This window comes from Mesorhizobium sp. M1C.F.Ca.ET.210.01.1.1, assembly GCF_004791585.1.
Lineage (GTDB): Bacteria > Pseudomonadota > Alphaproteobacteria > Rhizobiales > Rhizobiaceae > Mesorhizobium.
This window is the reverse complement of sequence record NZ_SRUU01000003.1, coordinates 295,286-314,693: the sequence shown is the minus strand read 5'-3', so window position 1 is coordinate 314,693 and position 19,408 is coordinate 295,286. Positions and strand designations below refer to the sequence as shown.

The 19,408-nt window shown below is 64.0% G+C and carries 21 protein-coding genes and 1 pseudogene; 14 read left to right on the top strand and 8 right to left on the bottom strand.

Translation table 11 applies throughout. The annotated features are described in order from the left end of the window. Positions 1 to 27 precede the first annotated feature (27 nt). Complete coding sequence (locus EN853_RS05530; RefSeq protein ID WP_127858022.1) at positions 28 to 588, top strand: hypothetical protein; 561 nt, start codon at positions 28 to 30, stop codon at positions 586 to 588. Continuing rightward, positions 588 to 929, top strand: coding sequence for a DUF6105 family protein (locus EN853_RS05525; RefSeq protein ID WP_127858023.1), 342 nt, complete (start codon positions 588 to 590; stop codon positions 927 to 929). The genes EN853_RS05530 and EN853_RS05525 overlap by 1 nt, the downstream gene beginning before the upstream one ends. Here EN853_RS05525 and ruvX read toward each other — a convergent pair. Beyond that, positions 871 to 1,353: a Holliday junction resolvase RuvX gene (gene ruvX, locus EN853_RS05520; RefSeq protein ID WP_127858024.1), complete on the bottom strand. Its 483-nt coding sequence runs from the start codon at positions 1,351 to 1,353 to the stop codon at positions 871 to 873. The two genes, EN853_RS05525 and ruvX, sit on opposite strands and share 59 nt — an antisense overlap. 107 nt (positions 1,354 to 1,460) lie before the next feature. On the opposite strand from ruvX, the gene EN853_RS05515 reads away from it, so the two are divergent. The 5 genes from EN853_RS05515 to EN853_RS05495 all read left to right on the top strand — a co-directional run bounded on the left by EN853_RS05515 (position 1,461) and on the right by EN853_RS05495 (position 5,455). Next, entirely contained in the window at positions 1,461 to 2,168 is a 708-nt protein-coding gene (locus EN853_RS05515; RefSeq protein ID WP_127858025.1) for a metal-dependent hydrolase, read from the top strand. Positions 2,169 to 2,310: 142 nt separating this feature from the next. Then, positions 2,311 to 2,598 carry an Asp-tRNA(Asn)/Glu-tRNA(Gln) amidotransferase subunit GatC gene (gene gatC, locus EN853_RS05510; RefSeq protein ID WP_127858026.1) on the top strand — a complete coding sequence of 96 codons (288 nt, stop codon included), beginning with the start codon at positions 2,311 to 2,313 and terminating at the stop codon, positions 2,596 to 2,598. A gap of 6 nt (positions 2,599 to 2,604) precedes the next feature. Next, positions 2,605 to 3,063 carry a GNAT family N-acetyltransferase gene (locus EN853_RS05505; protein WP_127858027.1) on the top strand — a complete coding sequence of 153 codons (459 nt, stop codon included), beginning with the start codon at positions 2,605 to 2,607 and terminating at the stop codon, positions 3,061 to 3,063. Next, a complete protein-coding gene (locus tag EN853_RS05500) occupies positions 3,063 to 4,628 on the top strand; it encodes an amidase family protein (protein ID WP_127858028.1) in 1,566 nt (521 codons plus the stop codon). The genes EN853_RS05505 and EN853_RS05500 overlap by 1 nt, the downstream gene beginning before the upstream one ends. Positions 4,629 to 4,657: 29 nt before the next feature. After that, positions 4,658 to 5,455 (top strand): YdcF family protein, encoded by a 798-nt coding sequence (locus tag EN853_RS05495; RefSeq protein WP_127858029.1) that lies wholly within the window; start codon positions 4,658 to 4,660, stop codon positions 5,453 to 5,455. Here the strand turns inward: EN853_RS05495 and EN853_RS05490 are convergent. Next, positions 5,428 to 6,147 (bottom strand): DUF599 domain-containing protein, encoded by a 720-nt coding sequence (locus tag EN853_RS05490; protein WP_127858030.1) that lies wholly within the window; start codon positions 6,145 to 6,147, stop codon positions 5,428 to 5,430. The genes EN853_RS05495 and EN853_RS05490 overlap by 28 nt on opposite strands. Positions 6,148 to 6,322: 175 nt before the next feature. Here EN853_RS05490 and EN853_RS05485 point away from each other — a divergent pair, with 175 nt between their 5' ends. The 3 genes from EN853_RS05485 (at position 6,323) to EN853_RS05475 (ending at position 9,071) form a co-directional block, all read left to right on the top strand. Then, positions 6,323 to 7,726 (top strand): L-serine ammonia-lyase, encoded by a 1,404-nt coding sequence (locus EN853_RS05485; protein ID WP_127858031.1) that lies wholly within the window; start codon positions 6,323 to 6,325, stop codon positions 7,724 to 7,726. Positions 7,727 to 7,810: 84 nt separating this feature from the next. Next, positions 7,811 to 8,248: a DUF1489 family protein gene (locus EN853_RS05480; RefSeq protein WP_127858032.1), complete on the top strand. Its 438-nt coding sequence runs from the start codon at positions 7,811 to 7,813 to the stop codon at positions 8,246 to 8,248. A 124-nt stretch (positions 8,249 to 8,372) separates the two neighbouring features. Continuing rightward, positions 8,373 to 9,071: a molecular chaperone DnaJ gene (locus EN853_RS05475; RefSeq protein ID WP_127858033.1), complete on the top strand. Its 699-nt coding sequence runs from the start codon at positions 8,373 to 8,375 to the stop codon at positions 9,069 to 9,071. A gap of 42 nt (positions 9,072 to 9,113) precedes the next feature. Here the strand turns inward: EN853_RS05475 and EN853_RS05470 are convergent, their stop codons facing one another. Beyond that, a complete protein-coding gene (locus EN853_RS05470; protein ID WP_127858034.1) occupies positions 9,114 to 10,550 on the bottom strand; it encodes a D-alanyl-D-alanine carboxypeptidase in 1,437 nt (478 codons plus the stop codon). Between the two features lie 287 nt (positions 10,551 to 10,837). Here EN853_RS05470 and EN853_RS05465 point away from each other — a divergent pair, with 287 nt between their 5' ends. From EN853_RS05465 to EN853_RS05450, 4 genes are all read left to right on the top strand, one after another. Further along, entirely contained in the window at positions 10,838 to 11,167 is a 330-nt protein-coding gene (locus tag EN853_RS05465) for a phasin family protein (RefSeq protein WP_059185707.1), read from the top strand. Between the two features lie 265 nt (positions 11,168 to 11,432). Beyond that, positions 11,433 to 11,759 (top strand): ATP-dependent Clp protease adapter ClpS, encoded by a 327-nt coding sequence (clpS, locus tag EN853_RS05460; RefSeq protein ID WP_040972327.1) that lies wholly within the window; start codon positions 11,433 to 11,435, stop codon positions 11,757 to 11,759. Between the two features lie 6 nt (positions 11,760 to 11,765). Continuing rightward, positions 11,766 to 14,231: an ATP-dependent Clp protease ATP-binding subunit ClpA gene (gene clpA, locus EN853_RS05455; RefSeq protein WP_127858036.1), complete on the top strand. Its 2,466-nt coding sequence runs from the start codon at positions 11,766 to 11,768 to the stop codon at positions 14,229 to 14,231. Positions 14,232 to 14,291: 60 nt separating this feature from the next. Beyond that, positions 14,292 to 14,900 carry a chloramphenicol phosphotransferase gene (locus EN853_RS05450; RefSeq protein WP_127858037.1) on the top strand — a complete coding sequence of 203 codons (609 nt, stop codon included), beginning with the start codon at positions 14,292 to 14,294 and terminating at the stop codon, positions 14,898 to 14,900. 76 nt (positions 14,901 to 14,976) lie between these two features. On the opposite strand, the pseudogene EN853_RS34470 reads toward EN853_RS05450, so the two are convergent. The 5 genes and pseudogenes from EN853_RS34470 to EN853_RS05425 all read right to left on the bottom strand — a co-directional run. Next, positions 14,977 to 15,630: pseudogene (locus EN853_RS34470) on the bottom strand (phosphatase PAP2 family protein); the annotation flags it as partial. Positions 15,631 to 16,247: 617 nt separating this feature from the next. Beyond that, positions 16,248 to 16,679, bottom strand: a complete 432-nt coding sequence (locus EN853_RS05440) for an HIT domain-containing protein (protein ID WP_127858038.1) — start codon at positions 16,677 to 16,679, stop codon at positions 16,248 to 16,250. A gap of 118 nt (positions 16,680 to 16,797) precedes the next feature. After that, entirely contained in the window at positions 16,798 to 18,012 is a 1,215-nt protein-coding gene (locus EN853_RS05435; RefSeq protein ID WP_127858039.1) for a GNAT family N-acetyltransferase, read from the bottom strand. A gap of 171 nt (positions 18,013 to 18,183) precedes the next feature. Continuing rightward, on the bottom strand, positions 18,184 to 18,912 hold the full coding sequence (locus tag EN853_RS05430; RefSeq protein ID WP_127858040.1) for a glycerophosphodiester phosphodiesterase: 729 nt from the start codon (positions 18,910 to 18,912) through the stop codon (positions 18,184 to 18,186). A gap of 12 nt (positions 18,913 to 18,924) precedes the next feature. Beyond that, positions 18,925 to 19,386, bottom strand: coding sequence for a RidA family protein (locus EN853_RS05425; RefSeq protein WP_127858041.1), 462 nt, complete (start codon positions 19,384 to 19,386; stop codon positions 18,925 to 18,927). Between the last annotated feature and the right edge of the window lie 22 nt (positions 19,387 to 19,408).

Below are 19,408 nucleotides of genomic sequence, written 5' to 3'. Positions count from 1 at the left end.
TCCCGTGCTCCGCCAGGCAGGAAGCGTATGCGGCACGTGTTGACATCATTTCTGGCCTTGCACTGGGCGGTCGTTTTCGCCCTGCTGGCCTACATCTGCATGGATGGGACCCGCGGCATCGCCTCGGCGCTCGGCGTGCTCGGCGTATCGGTGCAAGGCAGCGGTTTCCCGGGTCTTGAGCACGCCGCGGTCGTGGCGCCGCTTTCGATCGCGCTGCTGATTGTCGCGCTGCTGTTCTGCTGGGCTTTCGTCGAGACGCTGCTCAACATCGCGACAAGGCCGGATGCCGGCGATGCTGTGGTGCGGATCGCCTTCATCTCAGCCTCCTTCCTGCTTTCGATCATCCTTGTCGGCGGCGCTGCGCAAGGCATCAACGGGCTGTTCATGGTGGTCGCCATCCAGATGACGGCGCTGCTTGCGTCTTATGTCGCGGTGCTCGCCGAGCGCCGCTCGGCGCTGGCCGCGATGACCTTCAATGAGAGCGAAGCCCGCCTGACCGCCCATCGCATGGCGGCGGGCGCCGCGCACAGCACGCTCCTGTCCCGCATCTCAAGCCGCCCCGAAACCGGGCCCGGGGGTCGCCGCTGATGCGAGCCCTGTTCGCATTCTGGGCTGGTCCTCTGGTCCTTTTCTGGGGCTGGTTCTTCCTGTCGCTCAACGACATCAATTTCGGCTATGTGATGCTGAGCCGTCAACTCCACGACCTGGTCTTCCAGCTTTATGGCCAGATGCTCGGTATCGATCCTGCGATCATCCCCGGCATGGTCGCGCGGGCCTGCGTATTCGACAGTTTCCTGCTGCTCGGACTGGTGGCATTCCGCCGCCGGCGCCAGATCGCCGAATGGATCAGGCGGCGCCGGGAAGGCCCGGTCAGTCCTGACCGGCTCTGCCGAGTGACTGAAGCCGGTCCAGGGCTCCCTGCAGAATAAAGGCGGCGGCCGCCGAATCGATCTTGCCGGCGCGCTTCTTGCGCGAGAAGTCCATCTCGATCAGCGTCCGTTCCGCGGCGACCGTCGAAAGCCTCTCGTCCCACAGCACGAATGGCAGGTCGGACAGGGTCGCCATGTTGCGCGCGAAGGCGCGGGATTTCTGTGCGCGCGGGCCTTCCGACCCGTCCATGTTGATGGGAAGGCCAAGCACGATGGCGCCGACATTGTCCTTCTCAAGCTGAGCCAGCAACTGGGCGGCATCGAGCGAAAACTTCTTGCGCAGGATGACCGGGCGCGGGTGGGCAAAGGACAGGCCGCGGTCCGACACCGCGACGCCGATCGTCTTGTCGCCCAGATCGAGGCCGGCAAGCGTGCGGCCGCCAGCGAGCCGTGCCGGCAATTCCTCAATGCTGATGATGCTCAACAGCTCTCCCCGGTCTTGCGCCGCGCGGCTTTTTGATCGGCCGCAGGACTTTCAATTTGCCGTCGGCGTTCTATCCTTTGGTAGCAAGAAAATCGAGGAACCCATTCATGAAACTGACCTGGTATGGTCATTCGGCATTCCGCCTTGAGACCAAGGACGCCAACATCCTCATCGACCCGTACCTGGTCGGCAATCCGTCCTGGACCGGCGGCTGGGAAGGGCCGGCGGAAGGAGTTACCCATGTCCTGCTGACCCATGGCCACAACGACCATGTCAGCGGCGCGATCGAAGTCCTGAAGAAAAGCGGCGCCATGCTGGTCGCCAATTTCGAGATCTGCATGTATCTCGTAGGCCAGGGCGTCAGCGACAAGAAGATCAATCCCGGCAACATCGGCGGTACCGTCGATTGCGGTCCCTTCACCACCACCTTCGTCCAGGCGCTGCATTCCTCCTCGTTCGGCGGGCAGGGCGGCACCAACACCTATCTCGGCAATCCGGGCGGGCTCGTGCTGCATTTCCCGCAGGACAAGACGCTCTACCACATGGGCGACACCGACATCTTTTCCGACATGGCGCTGATCAACGAATTGCATGAACCGAAGATAGGCATCGTGCCCATCGGCGACCGCTTCACCATGGGCGGCGCGGTGGCGGCCCTTGCCTGCCTTCGCTTTTTCAGCTTCGATACGGTCGTTCCATGCCATTTCGGCACCTTCCCGATCATCGACCAGACCGCCGACAAATTCGTGGCCGGCATGGAAGGGTCGGGCGTCAAGGTGGCGCTACCGGAGATCGGCAAAGCGATCACGATCTAAGGCGTTTCGCTCCTCTGCGACGGGGTTGCGCTGCCTTTAGGCGGCGCTCGAAGCACCCGCAGGCCGATCGGCCGGCATGATCGATGTTGCGCCGCAAGCGCCGCGCCGCTATAGCCGCACTGGTTTTCCCGAGGCGATAGACATGTCCGTTGATCTTCAGACCGTGAAGCGCGTCGCGCACCTTGCCCGCATTGCGGTGAGCGAGGAGGATGCCGAACGCATGACCGGCGAGCTGAACACCATCCTCGGCTTCGTCGAGCAACTGAACGAGGTCGACGTCTCGGGCGTCGAGCCGATGACCTCGGTCACGCCGATGGAGATGAAGGAGCGCCAGGATGTCGTCACCGACGGCAGCAAGGCGGCCGATATCGTCGCCAACGCGCCGGCAACGGAAGAAAACTTCTTCCTCGTTCCCAAGGTCGTGGAGTAGGCCAGAATGGCCGTCGAGATCGCCGTCGAGACGCCCTTGCAGGACGATGTGCGCGCGCTGGTCGCGGAGCTCAACGCCGCGCTGCTCGAGCTGACGCCGCCGGAACATTGCTATCACCTGACCGTCGAGCAGATGGCCGGCCAGGACACGACCGTGTTCATCGCCCGCGACGATGGCATTGCCGTCGGCTGCGGCGCGCTGAGGCGCCATGGCGAGGCGACCGGCGAGGTCAAGCGCATGTACACGCGGCCTTCGCATCGCGGCCGGAAGATCGGCGCGCAAATCGTCGCGCGGGTTGAGTCATTGGCGCGGCAGGAAGGGCTGAAACGGCTGGTTCTGGAGACCGGCGACCGCCATCCCGCCGCCTGGGCCGTCTATGAGCGCGCCGGTTTTTCGCGTTGCGGACCGGTGCTGGATTATCCCGACTCCGAATGGTCGGTGTTTTACGAAAAGAGCCTTGCCTGATGAGCGACCTCACACATCTCACCATTTCCGAGGCCCGCGCCAAGCTGCGCGGCAAGGAGATTTCCGCTGCCGAGATCACGGAAGCCTATCTCTCGGCGATCGAGAGCGCCAATCCTGTGCTCAATGCCTATGTCGCGGTGACCGCCGACAAGGCGCGCGAGATGGCCAAGGCGTCGGATGCCAGGCTCGGGAAGGGCGAGGGCGGGGCGCTGGAAGGCATTCCGCTCGGCATCAAGGACCTGTTCGCCACCGAAGGCGTCCACACCCAGGCCTGCAGCCACGTGCTGGACGACTTCAAGCCGCGCTACGAATCGACCGTCACGGCCAATCTGTGGGCCGACGGGGCCGTCATGCTCGGCAAGCTCAACATGGACGAGTTCGCCATGGGCTCCTCCAACGAGACCTCCTATTACGGCCCGGTCATCAACCCGTGGCGGCGTTCGCGCCTCGACACTGTGGTGATGCCGACGACGCATCAGGGTGACGGCGGCTTCGTCTCGGCCGGCGGTACGAAGACCGCGCGCACTTTGGACAATGCCCAGTTGGTGCCGGGCGGCTCGTCGGGCGGATCGGCTTCGGCCGTCGCCGCCTTCCTCTGCGCCGGGGCCACCGCCACCGATACCGGCGGCTCGATCCGCCAGCCCGCGGCCTTCACCGGCACGGTCGGCATCAAGCCGACCTATGGCCGCTGCTCGCGCTGGGGCGTGGTCGCCTTCGCCTCGTCGCTCGATCAGGCCGGGCCGATCGCGCGCGACGTGCGCGACGCCGCGATCCTTTTGAAGTCGATGGCCTCCTCCGACCCGAAGGACACGACCTCGGTCGACCGGCCGGTGCCGGATTACGAAGCGGTGATCGGCAAGCCGATCAAGGGCATGAAGGTCGGCATTCCGAAGGAGTACCGCGTCGACGGCATGCCGGAGGACATCGAAGCGCTCTGGCAGAAGGGCATTGCCTGGCTGAAGGACGCCGGCGCCGAGATCGTCGACATATCGCTGCCGCACACCAAATACGCGTTGCCGGCCTATTACATCGTGGCGCCGGCCGAGGCCTCGTCCAACCTCGCGCGCTATGACGGCGTCCGCTACGGCCTGCGCGTGCCAGGCAAGGACATTGTCGAGATGTATGAGAAGACGCGCGCCGCCGGCTTCGGCCGCGAGGTCAAGCGTCGCATCATGATCGGCACCTATGTGCTGTCGGCAGGCTATTATGATGCCTACTACCTGCAGGCGCAGAAGGTGCGCACGTTGATCAAGCGCGACTTCGAGAACGTCTTTGCCGCGGGCGTCGACGTCATCCTGACCCCGGCAACGCCGTCGGCCGCTTTCGGCGTAGCGGACGAGGACATGAATTCCGATCCGGTGAAAATGTACCTCAACGACATCTTCACGGTGACGGTGAACATGGCCGGCCTGCCGGGCATTTCGGTGCCCGCCGGTCTCGACGGCAAGGGCCTGCCGCTCGGCCTGCAGCTCATCGGCCGGCCGTTCGACGAGGAAACGCTGTTCCAGACCGCGCATGTCATCGAACAGGCAGCGGGCAAATTTCAGCCGGAAAAGTGGTGGTAGCGTCGTCCCTCTTCTGAAAGGGGTGAGCGATGTTCTACTATCTTTCCAAGATCCTCTGGTTTTTCGTCCAGCCGCTCAACCTGGCGATTTTTCTTTTGCTTGCCGGTCTGCTGGCGGCGCTTTTCGGTCGCCGGCGACTGGCTGCCACCGGCAGCGTGCTCGCCTTCCTGATACTTGCGCTGTCGGCCTGGACCTCGGTCGGCGCAATGATGCTGACGCCGCTGGAAGAACGCTTTCCAAAGCCCGCGCTGCCGGAGAAAGTCGACGGCATCGTCGTGCTCGGCGGCGGCTTCGAGGGCGCCATCAATCTCGCCCGCGGCGGCTACGAATTGAACAGCGGCGGCGACCGCATGGTGGAGACCGCGATCCTCGCGAGGCGTTTCCCACAGGTGAAAGTGGTCGTCTCAGGCGGGAATGGTGAGCTTTTCCTCGACGGCGAGGGCGATGCCGACACCGCGCCGCGACTGCTAGGCGCCCTTGGCGTCGCGCCCGATCGCCTGATCCTCGAGAACAAGTCCCGCAACACCTATGAGAATGCCGTCTTTTCCCGCCGGCTCGTGGAGCCGAAGCCGGGCGAGACCTGGCTGCTGGTGACGTCGGCTTTCCACATGCCGCGCGCCAAGGCGCTGTTCGATAAGGCAGGTTTTTCGACCGTTCCCTGGCCGGTCGACTACCGAACCTCTGGCCGCGAAGGCATCGGCCTTTACCGCGACAACCCGGCCGACGCGCTGCAGGCGACCACAACGGCAGTCCGCGAGTGGATCGGGCTTTTCGCCTATTGGCTTTCCGGCCGGATCGATCAGCCTTTCCCGGCGCCGGGCGGCTGACCGAGCACTGCCTGACGGGCGTGCGAGAAGAACTGGCGGCGCACCAGCACCGCCAGCAGCACAAGCGTCGAGAGCACGAACACGACCGGGTCGACGAACCAGCCGAGATAGCCGATCGAGAAGAAGACGGCGCGCAGGCCGGAGTTGAAGTGCTTGCCGGCAAGCACGTTCATGCGCGTCGCGCGCCAAACCGCCGTTTCGCTGATTGGATTGCGCGAGGCCGCGCCATGCGGGATCGGCACCGCCCCGATCAGGATCGAGCAGTAGTTGAACAGCCGGTAGGCCCAGCCGAACTTGAAGAAGGCGAAGGCCAGGATCAGCACAAGGCCGAACACCTTGGTCTGGAAGGCCTCGCGTGACGAGGCGGCGCCGAAAGGCAGGTCGGCCAGCACCTGGAGCACGCGGTCGGATGCGCCGAGCAGGGCGAAGCAGCCGCCGAGCGCGATCAGCGAGCTCGAGGCAAAGAAGGCAGTGCCTTGCTGCAGGCCAGTCATGATGGCTGTGTCGACGATGCGCACCTCGCGCTCGGCCATGTTGCGCATCCAGGCCTCGCGCTGGGCGTTCATTGCAGTCGTCAGCGACACGCGGCTGACGAGCTTGCCGTCCGAGGCCAGCGTGTGCAGCACCCAGACGACCAGGAAGAAGGCCAGCGACGCCAGATCGGCGGCCGAAAGATGTATGGAATCGCCCATGCAATCTTCTACCACAGGCCGCGCCGGCGCTTCGATGACTGAAACAAGCACCTGGCCATGTCGCTGCCGGAGCAAACAAGGTCGGCGGACGCCGAGCCGCGGCACGCAAAACAGCGGAAAAATCCCAGGAATTCCTATATGTGAGTCTTGAGCTGCCTTCAGGAGACAACGGCGCGTGTTCCTTTCGGTTTTCGACCTGTTCAAGATCGGCATTGGCCCATCGAGCTCGCATACGATGGGGCCGATGACGGCGGCGCGCCGCTTCCTGGACGAGGTCCTGGCCGGCGACTGGCCGCGTCCGGCCGGCGTCAAGGTCGATCGCATCGGCGCCAGCCTGCACGGCTCGCTTGCCTATACCGGCATCGGCCATGGCTCGGACCGCGCCGTTGTCCTCGGACTGGCCGGTGAGACGCCGCAGACTGTCGACCCGGACGAGGCGGACGGCATCGTTGCTCGCATCGGCGCGGAGAAACGGATCTCGCCGCCCGGCCACCCGTCCTATCGCTTCGATCCGGCCAAGGACCTGGTGCTCGACCGCAAGACGCCGCTGACCGGCCATGCCAACGGCATGGCGTTCTATGCCTATGACGCGTCCGACCGGCTGCTGCTCAAGCGCATCTATTATTCGATCGGCGGCGGCTTCGTCGTCTCCGAGGAAGAACTGCAGCGCCTGAAGGCCAAGGGCTCGGTAACGACCGAAGGCAAGAAGGTACCCTACCCCTTCAAGAATGCGCTCGAGATGCTGGCGATGGCGGCCAAGAGCGGGCTTTCCATCGCCGAGATGAAGCGCGTCAACGAGGAAAAGCACATGTCGCGCGAGGAACTCGACGCCGGCCTCGACGCGATCTGGAGCGCGATGAAGGGCTGCATCGATCGCGGCCTGTCGCAGGACGGCGTCATGCCGGGTGGGCTGAAGGTGCGCCGGCGCGCACGCCAGCTACACGACAAGCTGCAGGAGCAGTGGCAGCAGAACCGTCCCAATCCCTTGCTCGCCAACGACTGGCTGTCGATCTACGCAATGGCGGTCAACGAGGAGAACGCCGCCGGCGGGCGCGTGGTGACCGCGCCGACCAACGGCGCCGCGGGCACGCTGCCGGCGGTGCTGCGCTACTGGCTGCATTTCCATCCCGAGGCCGACCAGCCGAGCATCCGCGACTTCCTGCTCACGGCCGCCGCCGTCGGCGGCATCATCAAGTCCAACGCCTCGATCTCGGGCGCCGAGGTCGGCTGCCAGGGCGAGGTGGGGTCCGCCTCGGCGATGGCTGCCGCCGGCCTTTGCGCCGTCATGGGCGGCACGCCAGAGCAGGTCGAGAATGCCGCCGAGATCGCGCTCGAGCATCACCTCGGCATGACCTGCGATCCCGTCGGCGGTCTCGTGCAGGTGCCTTGCATAGAGCGCAATGCGCTTGGCGCGGTCAAGGCGGTGACCGCCGCCTCTTTGGCCATCAAGGGCGACGGCACGCATTTCGTGCCGCTCGACGCCGCGATCGAGACCATGCGCCAGACCGGCCTCGACATGAACGAGAAGTACAAGGAAACCAGCCTCGGCGGGCTGGCTGTCAACGTGGTTGAGTGCTGAGCGCCGGCTGGCGCTGCGAACTGGCCCTGTGGAGAAGTCGGACAAGACGTTGACGCATCGGGCTGCCCAGCTAAATCTTGGGGCATGTCTCTCAATCTCATCAAACTCTGCGTCGGCTGCGACAGCGTCGAGGACCTGGAAGAGTGGATTGCCTTCCGGCTCGACGAGCGGCGCCGCGCCGGCGAGCCGGCCGAGCATTGGCACACGACTCGCATGGTGCCGACGCGCGGCGAGGAGATCACCGACGGCGGCTCGCTCTATTGGGTAATCAAGGGCAACGTCCAGTGCCGGCAGTTCATTACCGAGATCCGGCCTTTCGTCGACGGCGAAGGCATCGGCCGCTGTCACCTGGTGCTCGATCCCGAAGTGGTGCGCACCGACTGGCAGCCGCGCCGCGCTTTCCAGGGCTGGCGCTATCTCAAGCCTTCCGACGCCCCGGCCGATCTCGGCAAAGGCAAGGCGGCGCTCGCCGAGATGCCGCCGAAATTGCGGCTGGAACTCGCCGAACTGGGGCTGCTTTAGCGCAAGGCTGATCGGTCGCTACGTCGCTGGCCCCTTCGGCTGGTCCGGTGTGGGGCTTGCAAGCGCCGCACCTACGCCACATCTTGATTTCCATGCACAATCATCTGGATGGCGGTGCAAACCGATGGGCGTGATCATCGCATTGGCGGCTTTGCTTCTGGTGCTTTTCGGCTTCGCGACGTTCTTTGTGCGCGCCGACCCCGCCAGGATGGCAGACAGTCTTAGAACGCTTGGGCCCGCGCTGCTGGGCCTGATCGGCGCGACGATGCTCGTGGTCGGCCGCAGCAGCATCGGCGGCCTGCTCATGGTTGCGGCGGCCGGCTGGTATGCATGGATGCGAGCGAGCCGGCCGCCGCCGAGGCCTGTCGCGGCCAAACGCTCGACCGTGCGCACCGCGGCTCTCGAAATGGACCTCGACCAGGACAGCGGCAAGCTCGAGGGCCTCGTCCTGGCCGGCCACTACGAGGGAAGAATGCTGGGCGCGATGGGGATTGTGGACCTACAGCAGCTCTATGTCGAGCTGCGGCCGGACCCGGAGAGCCGTCAGCTGCTAGAGACGTATCTTGACGGCCGTTTTCCCGCCTGGCGCAAGGACGCGCAGCCGGACGGTGGCGAAGGGTTGCGTGTTGCGCCAGGTGCGGGCGCCATGACTAAGGAGGAGGCCTACAAGGTCCTTGGTCTTGAAGCGGGGGCTGCCGCGGCGGATATCCGCAAGGCGCACCGCCGCCTGATGCAGCGCCTGAACGCCGATGTCGGCGGCACGTCTGTCCTGGCGGCGCGGATCAATGAAGCCAAGGACGTCTTGCTCTCCAATCACGACTAGTCTCCTTCGACGCGGAACTTTCCGGGGAGTTTCAAAAGCCGCCTATTGCTGGACGGCGTAGCACGAGATTTTCTTGCGCTTCAGCGCATCGCAGGCCTTCCAGGCAGCGTCCTTCGAGCCGAAGCCGCCGAAGCGGGCGCGGTAGTAGGTGACGCCGCCCTTATCGAACGCGACCGTGAAGCCCGACGCATCGGCCAGCGCCTTCGGCGCCTGCCTGCTCGTCTTGTCCAGGAGAGCCTGGGCTCCCGATTGCGTCGGCGAGGACGCGACCTGCACCACCCATCCCGATGGAACCGAGGACGTCTTGACCGGATCGACGGCCGGTGCGGCCGCTGGAGCCGGCTCGGCATAAGCGGCGACGGCCTGGGACGTGGTTTCGGCTTGGGACGTGGCTTCCTGGGGCGCCGGCGCCGGAGCCATGGCGGCCACCGCAACCGTCTTGACCTTCCTGACCTGGATCACCGGCTTGGTTTCCTCGGCGACCGGAGCGCTGTCGTCGGCAGACGCGACCTCGGTGTCGTCGATCGCCGGCTTTTCGTCCGGGGTCGGCGCGTCATGCTTCGGCAGAAAAACCTTGGCCAGCGCCTTGATCGGGCCGTCGCCGCCCGCCTTGGCGATCAGATTGCCGCCGCCGCGGGTCGAGGCGCGCGGCAGATAGGTGTTGATCAGCGAAGCCATCTGGTTGTCGCGGCTGCGGCCGGAAGCCCCACCCATCACCACGGCGACGAGGCGGCGATCGCCATCGGCGACGGAGGAAACCAGGTTGTAGCCGGAAGCGCGCGTGTAGCCGGTCTTGATCCCGTCGACGCCCTTGATGCGGCCGAGCAGGCGATTGTGGCCGTTGATGCGCTGGCGGCCGTAAAGGAACGAGCGCTGCGCGAAATAGCCGTAGTATTGCGGGTAGTGCTCGCGCAGCGCAATGCCCAGCATGGCCATGTCGTGCGCCGTGGTGAACTGACCGGGATCGGGCAGGCCGTTGGCATTGCGGAAGACGGTGCCGTTCATGCCGAGCTGGCGCGCCTTGGCCGTCATCATGCGAGCGAAATTGTCTTCGCTGCCGCCCAACAGCTCGCCCAGCGCGGTCGCCGAGTCGTTGGCCGACTTGGTCACCATCGAGAGGATCGCGGTCTCGACCGGCACCGAGCCGCCGGCGCGCACGCCGAGCTTGGTCGGCGGCTCGGACGCGGCATGGGCCGAGTACGGCACCGGCGTGTTCTTGCCGATCCTGCCCTTCGCCAGCGCCTCGAAGGTGAGGTAGAGCGTCATCATCTTGGTGAGCGAAGCCGGATAGCGCCGGCCGTTGGCGTCGGCCGAATAGAGCACCCTGCCGGTCTTGGCATCGACGACGATGGCCGCGGACTTCGCGGCAAGAGCCGATGCGACATCGGCGGCGGCAATCGTCACCGCGAGCGCGGTGATCATGACCGCCTTGAAGGAGAATGAAGATTTGGAGACGAAGCCCGACAACGCCTGACGCACCGTTATTTACCCTGAATTTTCGTTGCCCCGGAGGCGGCAGAGGGGTGCCTGCCTCACTTCCGGCCAAGCTATCGCGGTCAGCGTTACCAATCCGTTTATGGTAACCGCCGCGTTCACCATTTTCCGGCGATTTGTGCCTCTGTTTATTCGAATTTTAGCCGTCGCTGGCGCTCTGGCCCCTTGCGGCTCAAGGGAATCTTGACTTTTTGTGCAGCGCACAATATGTTGAGGTGCATTGCACAAGGGCGCCCGGGGCTAATGGGCGTTTCAACCAAGGGAAGAATGAAATGACCCAGACCTATGAGGACTTCACGAAATACGGCAAGGAGTTTGCCGACACCGGGCTGAAGAGCTTTGCCTCGCTCACCAAGGGCGCGCAGGCGATCGCCACCGAAGCCGGCGAATACACCAAGAAGAGCTTCGAGGCCGGCAGCGCCGCCGTCGAGAAGCTGTTCTCCGCCAAGTCGATCGAGAAGGCCATCGAGATCCAGACCGACTACGCCAAGCAGAGCTACGAGAGCTTCGTGGCCGAGGCCAGCAAGATCGGCAACCTGTATGCCGAGCTCGCCAAGGAAGCCTACAAGCCGTTCGAATCGGTCGTCGCCAAGGCGAAGTAACTTCGCCCGACTACATCCGGTACGGCCAGCCGGCCTGCGTAAAGGACCCGGTCGCGGAAGCGCGGCCGGGTTTTTTCATGCGCGATTGCAACGCCGCATTCACGATTGAGAAATTCGCTGAAGTTTGCCCACCTAGCCATATTGTCAGCTAAACAGAAGGGCTTAAAATCGGCCATCGAAGACCTACATGTTGAACTCGCATGAGGATTCGAAAAGGCAGGACTACGTGACGATCGGTTTGACTGCCACGGCAAGCGTGGTGCGAATGCAAAGTGACGGCGACCGCAACGATCCCGGTCGCGGCACGGCGGTCATCACGCGCACCAAAACCAAGACCAAGAAGCCCAGCCTCTACAGGGTCCTCATCCTCAACGACGACTACACTCCGATGGAGTTCGTGGTCCACGTCCTGGAGCGTTTTTTCCAGAAGGACCGCGAGGCCGCCACACGCATCATGCTGCATGTTCACAATCATGGAGTGGGCGAGTGCGGGGTCTACACATTCGAGGTGGCCGAGACCAAAGTGTCTCAGGTCATGGATTTCGCCCGACAGAATCAGCATCCGCTGCAATGCGTGATGGAGAAGAAGTGAGGTAACATGCCGGCTTTCTCCCAAGGCCTGGAAAAGGCGCTACATCAGGCGCTGACATTCGCCAACGAGCGGCATCATGAATATGCAACGCTCGAACATCTGCTGCTCGCGTTGATCGACGACACCGAGGCGGCCGCCGTCATGCGTGCCTGCAACGTCGACCTCGACGAGCTCAAGCACACCGTTCTCACCTATATCGACACCGAGCTCGACAACCTCGTCACCGGTTACGACGAGGATTCCAAGCCGACCGCCGGTTTCCAGCGCGTCATCCAGCGCGCCGTCATCCACGTGCAGTCGTCCGGCCGCGAGGAGGTGTCCGGCGCCAACGTGCTCGTCGCGATCTTCGCCGAGCGCGAGAGCCACGCCGCCTATTTCCTGCAGGAACAGCAGATGACCCGCTACGACGCGGTGAACTACATCTCGCACGGCATCGCCAAGCGCCCCGGCGCCTCGGAGTCGCGCACGCCGCGCGGCGCGGAGGACGAGCAGGGCGGCCAGAACGGCGCCGAGCCGCAGGAGGAGAACGGCAAGAAGAAGCCGCAGGACGCGCTGACGGCCTACTGCATCAACCTCAACAACAAGGCCAAGGCCGGCAAGATCGATCCGCTGATCGGCCGCGAGAGCGAGATCAACCGCACCATCCAGGTGCTGTGCCGCCGTTCCAAGAACAACCCGCTCTATGTCGGTGATCCCGGCGTCGGCAAGACGGCGATCGCCGAGGGCCTGGCCAAGCGCATCGTCGAAGGCGACGTGCCCGAGGTGCTGCAGGACGCCACCATCTTCGCGCTCGACATGGGCACGCTGCTGGCCGGCACCCGCTATCGCGGCGACTTCGAGGAGCGGCTGAAGCAGGTCGTCAAGGAGCTCGAGGACTATCCGGGCGCTGTGCTGTTCATCGACGAGATCCACACCGTGATCGGGGCCGGCGCCACGTCCGGCGGCGCCATGGATGCGTCGAACCTGTTGAAACCGGCACTCTCGTCGGGCGCCATCCGCTGCATCGGCTCGACCACCTACAAGGAGTTCCGCCAGTTCTTCGAGAAGGACCGCGCGCTGGTGCGGCGCTTCCAGAAGATCGACGTCAACGAGCCGACCATCGAGGACGCCATCGAGATCATGAAGGGCCTGAAGCCCTATTTCGAGGAGTTCCACAAGGTCCGCTACACGTCTGAAGCCATCAAGGCCTCTGTCGAGCTTTCGGCGCGCTACATCAACGACCGCAAGCTGCCGGACAAGGCGATCGACGTGATCGACGAGACCGGCGCCTCGCAGATGCTGGTGCCGGAAGCCAAGCGCAAGAAGACGATCGGCATCAAGGAGATCGAGGCGACGATCGCCACCATGGCGCGCATTCCGCCGAAGACGGTTTCGGCCGACGACGAGAAGGTGCTGCAGGGCCTCGATGTCGAGCTGAAGCGCGTCGTCTACGGTCAAGACACCGCGATCACCGCACTGACCTCGGCGATCAAGCTGGCTCGGGCCGGCCTGCGCGAACCGGAGAAGCCGATCGGCTCCTACCTGTTCTCGGGCCCAACCGGCGTCGGCAAGACGGAAGTCGCCAAGCAGCTTGCGGCCTCGCTCGGCGTGGAACTGATCCGCTTCGACATGTCGGAATACATGGAACGCCACACCGTCTCGCGGCTGATCGGCGCGCCTCCCGGCTATGTCGGCTTCGACCAGGGCGGCCTGTTGACCGATGGCGTCGACCAGCATCCGCACTGCGTGCTGCTGCTCGACGAGGTCGAGAAGGCGCATCCGGACCTGTTCAACATCCTGTTGCAGGTGATGGACCACGGCAAGCTGACCGACCACAACGGCAAGCAGATCGACTTCCGCAACGTCATCCTGATCATGACGACCAATGCGGGCGCCTCTGACGCCCAGCGCGCGGCGATTGGCTTCGGCTCGACCAAGCGCGAGGGCGACGACGTCGAGGCGATCAACCGGCTGTTCACGCCGGAGTTCCGCAACCGTCTCGATGCGATCATCCCGTTCGGCTCGCTGCCAGTGCCGGTGATCCACCAGGTGGTGCAGAAGTTCGTCATGCAGCTGGAGGCCCAGCTTTCCGAGCGCGGCGTCACCTTCGACCTGGCGCCGGAGGCGATCGCCTGGCTGGCCGACAAGGGCTATGACGAGCGTATGGGCGCGCGTCCGCTCGGCCGCGTCATCCAGGAGCACATCAAGAAGCCGCTGGCCGACGAAGTGCTGTTCGGCAAGCTGAAGAAGGGCGGCACGGTGCGCGTCACCGTCGAGAAGAAGGAGACCGGCGAGACCGGCCTGAAACTCGAGTCGCTCGCCGACGAAGCCCCGGTGAAGCCGAAGAAGGAAGAGCCGGAGGACGCGCCGAAGCCGAGGAAGGCGGTGGCCAAGAAGTCCGTCGCCAAGAAGGCAGTGGCGCAGAAGCCGGAGCCGAAGGGCAAGGACGGCGGCAAGCGCAGCCTGGTGCCGCAACTGCCCCGCAAGGGTTGATCGGCTTGGAAATCAAAAAAGCCCCGGCAACGGGGCTTTTTTTGTTGGAGGACACCGGCATTGGCTGGACAAATCATCATCCTCAACGGTGCGCCGCGGTCAGGAAAGTCGAGCATCGCCCTGGCGATCCAGGAGACATTCGACGGCATCTGGATCAATCTCGGCGTCGATGCTTATGCGCGGGCAACGCCGCCGCGGCTGCGCCCCGGCATAGGCCTGCGTCCCGGCGGCGAACGTCCCGATCTCGAAACCGTCGTGCCGAACCTCTATGCCGGGCTCTATGAATCCATCGCGGCACACAGCCGGCTGGGCTTGAACGTCGTCACCGACGTTGGTCATCACGACAACTATTCGAGGCCACTCGGCATCCTGCACGAATGCGCCCGGCGCCTCGCTGGCCTGCCGGTACTGTTTGTCGGGGTCCGCTGCCCGGTGGAGGTGATCATGCAAAGGCGCGCCGCGAGTAGAGCGGACGGAGCGTATGTGACCGGCTCCGTCGACGACCCGGTGCCGCTGCCTGTCGGCCTTTGGCAGGAAGAGGTGCATAGGTCGGGCGTTTACGATTTTGAGGTCGATACATCGCGGCAAGATCCCGCCGAGTGCGCCAGGGCGATCCGGCAACGGCTTGATTACGGGCCAGAACCGCTGGCCTTCCGGAAGCTGGCGTAGATGCCTGCTCCTGAGCCTCAGAAACCCCTTCGGGAGCGAATCGGCTCAGGAAATATCCGCATGCCTTCCAGATCGCGACCGACAAGAGCGCGCCCGCGTATCCGTCCAGTGCATAGTGCCAGCCGAGCGCGACCGAAGCGATCATGATTATACCGGAAAATGCCCACATCAGCACACCGGCCAGCCGGGAGCGGCGCGTTGCGTAGAGGGCGAAAAGCACCGCCATCGCCACGTGCATGGAAGGGAAGGCGGATATTCCGATGCTGCCGCTGGTCGCGCCGGTATAGCCGCCCCATAGCATGTCCTGCGTGCTGAGCGCCCAGATCGGATAGATGCGATCGGCGGCGGCGAGTGCTTGCATGAGCGGACGAAAATCAGTGCCGAGCCCCAGCCGCTCGAAAAAGCACGGCCCGGCCGACGACAATCCCATCGCTAGGAAAAAGCCGCCCAGCGTCCACACCAGCATGAAACTCATCAGGAACTGGTGACGCAGCTTTGTATCGATGCGAGTAATGCAAGCGATGAAAACCGTGGCGACGAGGGTGATGAACCAGAAATTGTAGGCGAAATTGAGCAGCCTCAGCGCGAGTGGCGACTGGACGATGAACCACAGCCACTCGTCCGGTGCCCGGCCGAAATGCAGGACCCGATCGGCGTGAGCCAGCGCCTTGTCCCATGCAAACGGGGAAAGGATCGCGATGGCTCCCTTCAGCACGCCGACGGCGGACATGAAGCCGATGCTGGCGGCCAGGCCGTTCAGGCTGTTGGCAGTGCGTTCGGCGTCGCCGAAGAAGCTGCCGAGCGATTTCAGGAAGACACCGAGCGGCTCGGGATCTCGCTTGATCAGCGCCAGGTGGAAAAAGCTTCCGAGAGCGAAGACGCAGCCGCAGATCCAGAAGGCTATAAGAAGATACTGGGCGTACTCCTTCAACACGCCGAAATCCGGCCTGTTTCCGGTGTGGATGCCGACCGCGGTCGCCAGAAGCAGGGCGGCGACGGCCATTGCGTGCAGCAGCCGGTGGCGTCGAAAGGCGTCCGCCAGGGCGATGAGAAAAGCGCGTCCGACGGCTGTCCTCGTCAGGAGCGACGATGTTGCAACCGAATTTTCCATGGCTTTGAAACCCGATAGCCCGCTGCTGCTCAGCGTTTTACCGGGAGAAGGTTCGATATTCCCTAACCAGGCCATTCGAGTGCAAACGATCGCACTCGGCGCGGCACGCAACCTGCCGGACTCAAAAATCTGCCTTCCGGAAGGTCGAGCTGCCTGGAGGTTCTTGCAGCATGCCAAATCGCGCTTGCAAGCTCGAGGCTGTCGAGCTGCCTCTCATGTCGACGGACTTGCCAGTTTCAATTTCCCAACGCCGCCCGGATCTTGCCGGCGTTCTCGGCCAGCACCTCCGGCTTTTCCATCTGCCCGGAATGGGGCTTCAGCGGCACACCTTCGAAGCGCGGGATGACGTGGACATGGAGGTGATAGACGGTCTGTCCGGAGGCCGGTTCGTTGAACTGCAGCAGGGTGACACCATCGGCATTGAAAGCCTTTTTCACCGCCACCGCCACTTTCTGCACCACGGCAAACAACGGGCCGAACGTCGCCGGATCGGCGTCGAGGATGTTGCGCGACGGCGCCTTTGGCACCACCAGCGTATGGCCCGCCCCTTGCGGCATCACGTCCATGAAGGCAACGACCGCGTCGTCCTCATAGATGCGGTGCGAAGGGATTTCGCCGCGCAGGATCTTTGCGAAGATGTTACCGGGATCGTAGGTGGCTTCGGCCATGGCGGGCGCTCCGGATCTTGCTGTTCCGCCCCATGTAGCGGGGCCGCCGTGATGCGGCAAGGCAAGTCAGGCGAGATCGACCATGCGGGACTGGAACCTGTGCGCGACGATTTCGGCCCTAGTCCTTGAGATCCTTGCGGAAAGGCGTGTGCTCTTCAAGATATTCGCCCATCCGCTCCACCTCGCGCCGCTCGCGGCGCAGATAGTCGCCGACTGCGTTGCGCAGGCCGGGGTGGGCGATGTAGTGCGCCGAATGCATGGTAACCGGCTGGTAGCCGCGCGCCAGCTTGTGCTCGCCTTGCGCGCCTGCCTCCACCACCTTCAGCCTGTGCTCGATGGCGAAGTCGATCGCCTGGTGGTAGCAGACTTCGAAATGCAGGAAGGGATGATCCTCGATGCAGCCCCAGTTTCGGCCGTAGAGCGCATCCGAGCCGATGAAGTTGATGGCGCCGGCGATGTAGCGGCCGTTCCGCTTAGCCATCACCAGCAAAATATCGTCGGCCATGCGCTCGCCGATCAGCGAGAAGAACTGGCGGTTGAGATAGGGTCGGCCCCATTTCCGGCCGCCGGTGTCCATGTAGAAGGCGAAGAAATCGTCCCAGGCCCTTTCGGTGATGTCCTTGCCGGTCAGCCAGTCGATGCTGATGCCGTCCGCCAACGCATCGCGCCGTTCCTTCTTCATCGCCTTGCGCTTGCGTGAGGCAAGCGTGGCGAGGAAGTCGTCATAGTTCGAGAAGCCTTCGTTGAAGAAATGGAACTGCTGGTCGGTGCGGTGCAGGAAGCCGGCCGCCTCCAAGGTCGCCGTATCGGTCTCCGTCGCAAAGGTGACATGCGCGGAAGACACGCCAAGCTTATCGGTCACAAGTTTGAGGCCGGTGGCAAGTCCGGCTTTCACTGCGCCTTCGTCCTCGCCCTTGCTTACCAGCAGGCGAGGGCCGGTGACCGGCGTGAACGGTACAGAGCATTGCAGCTTTGGATAATAGCGCCCGCCGGCGCGCTCGAAGGCGTCGGACCAGCCATGATCGAAGACATATTCGCCCTGGCTGTGCGACTTGAGATAGCAGGGCGCGGCGCCCAGCAGCTTGCCTTGCGCATTCTCTAGCCTGAGGTGGTGGCCTTGCCAGCCGGTGCGCCGCACGGAGCAGCCGGAATCCTCCAGCGCGCTCAGAAAGGCGTATGAAACGAGCGGGTTGTAGCTGTTTTCACCGCCGCCGCGCGTGGTCCCGGCGAAGCCGTTCCATTCATCGCAGGTGAACGCGCCGATGCCCGCCGCGATGCGGATCGCATAGTCCGCATTCGCTGTCCGTCCATCGTCGTCGTCACCCTGATCCATGGGGCTTATTTAAGCGTCATCAGGGCCGCTACAAGTCACGTTTCAGGCACCCGCCTCAGAGCATGACGCCGAAAAGTGTGAAGCGGTTTTCGGACGACATCATGCTCTCTCTTTGGATTGATTTAGAGGCGGATCAGATTTCAGGTCGTTTCGACCTGAAATCATCCGGCTCTAGGCGACCTTGACCAGATCGGGCTCGAAGCCCTCGAAGGTCATCTGGTCGGCATATTTGAAGGTGAGGTCGACCGCCGGCTGGTCATGCACGGTCCAGGTGATGACCGGCATCCTGAGCCTTTCGCGCACGAAGCTGACGAACGGGTTGGGCAGGTCGCCGGCGGCGTAGGAGGTGAAGGCGAGGTCGTGCGCCAGCATGGCGAAATGCGCCTCGATCAGCCGGTTGTCCTTGCCGTAGGCGGTCAGCCCGCCAGGGATGCCCGGCGCATCCTTGGCGAAGTCGCGGATCAGCCAGTGATCGAACGACATGATCGCTACCTTGCCCTTGTAGCGCTTGAGCAGCCTGCCGACGCTCGCCACCAGCCCCTGGTCGTGGCCGGCAACGCCTTTCAGCTCGACCACCAGCGGCACCCGGCCGTCGATCAGATCGAGCGCCTCCTGCAGCGTCGGCACATGATCTTTCGTGCCGCCCACCTTGAGCGCCGTGAGCTCGGCCGCGGTGCGCTGCCAGACGAATCCGTCCTCGCCGGCCAGGCGTTTCAGGTCGCCGTCGTGGATGATGACAGGAACGCCATCGGACGAGATATGCACGTCGCATTCGATGGCATAGCCGCGCTCGGCCGCCGCGGCAAAAGCCGAGAGCGTGTTCTCCCAGCGCTGCTTGTTCATGTCATGAAAGCCGCGATGCGCGACCGGGCGGGCGATCAGCCAGGAAAGGTCGGTCATGGCAGGCTCTTCTCACTCGACTTCGAAGATCGCTTCGATTTCCACCGCGGCGTTGAGCGGCAGCGAGGCGGTTCCGACGGCCGAGCGGGCATGCTTGCCGCGCTCACCGAGGGCGGCGACCAGGAAGTCGGAAGCGCCGTTGGCGACGAGATGCTGCTCGACGAAGTCGGCCGCCGAGGCGACGAAGACGGTGATCTTCACCAGGCGACGGATCTTCTCGAGGTCGCCGAGCGCTGCCTTGGCTTGCGCCAGGACGTTGATGGCGCAGAACTTTGCGCCTTCCTTGCCGGCGGCGGTGTCGATGTCGCGGCCAAGCAGGCCTGCCACCAGCTTGCCGTCGTTGAGTGGCAACTGCCCGGCCGTGAACAGCAGGTTGCCGGTCCGGCAGTAGGGCACGTAATTGGCCGCTGGCGCGGCGGCGGCCGGAATGGTGACGCCAAGATCGCTTAGCCGCTTTTCGATTGTTTCGCTCATTGGTTTTCCCTATTGCTGGAAG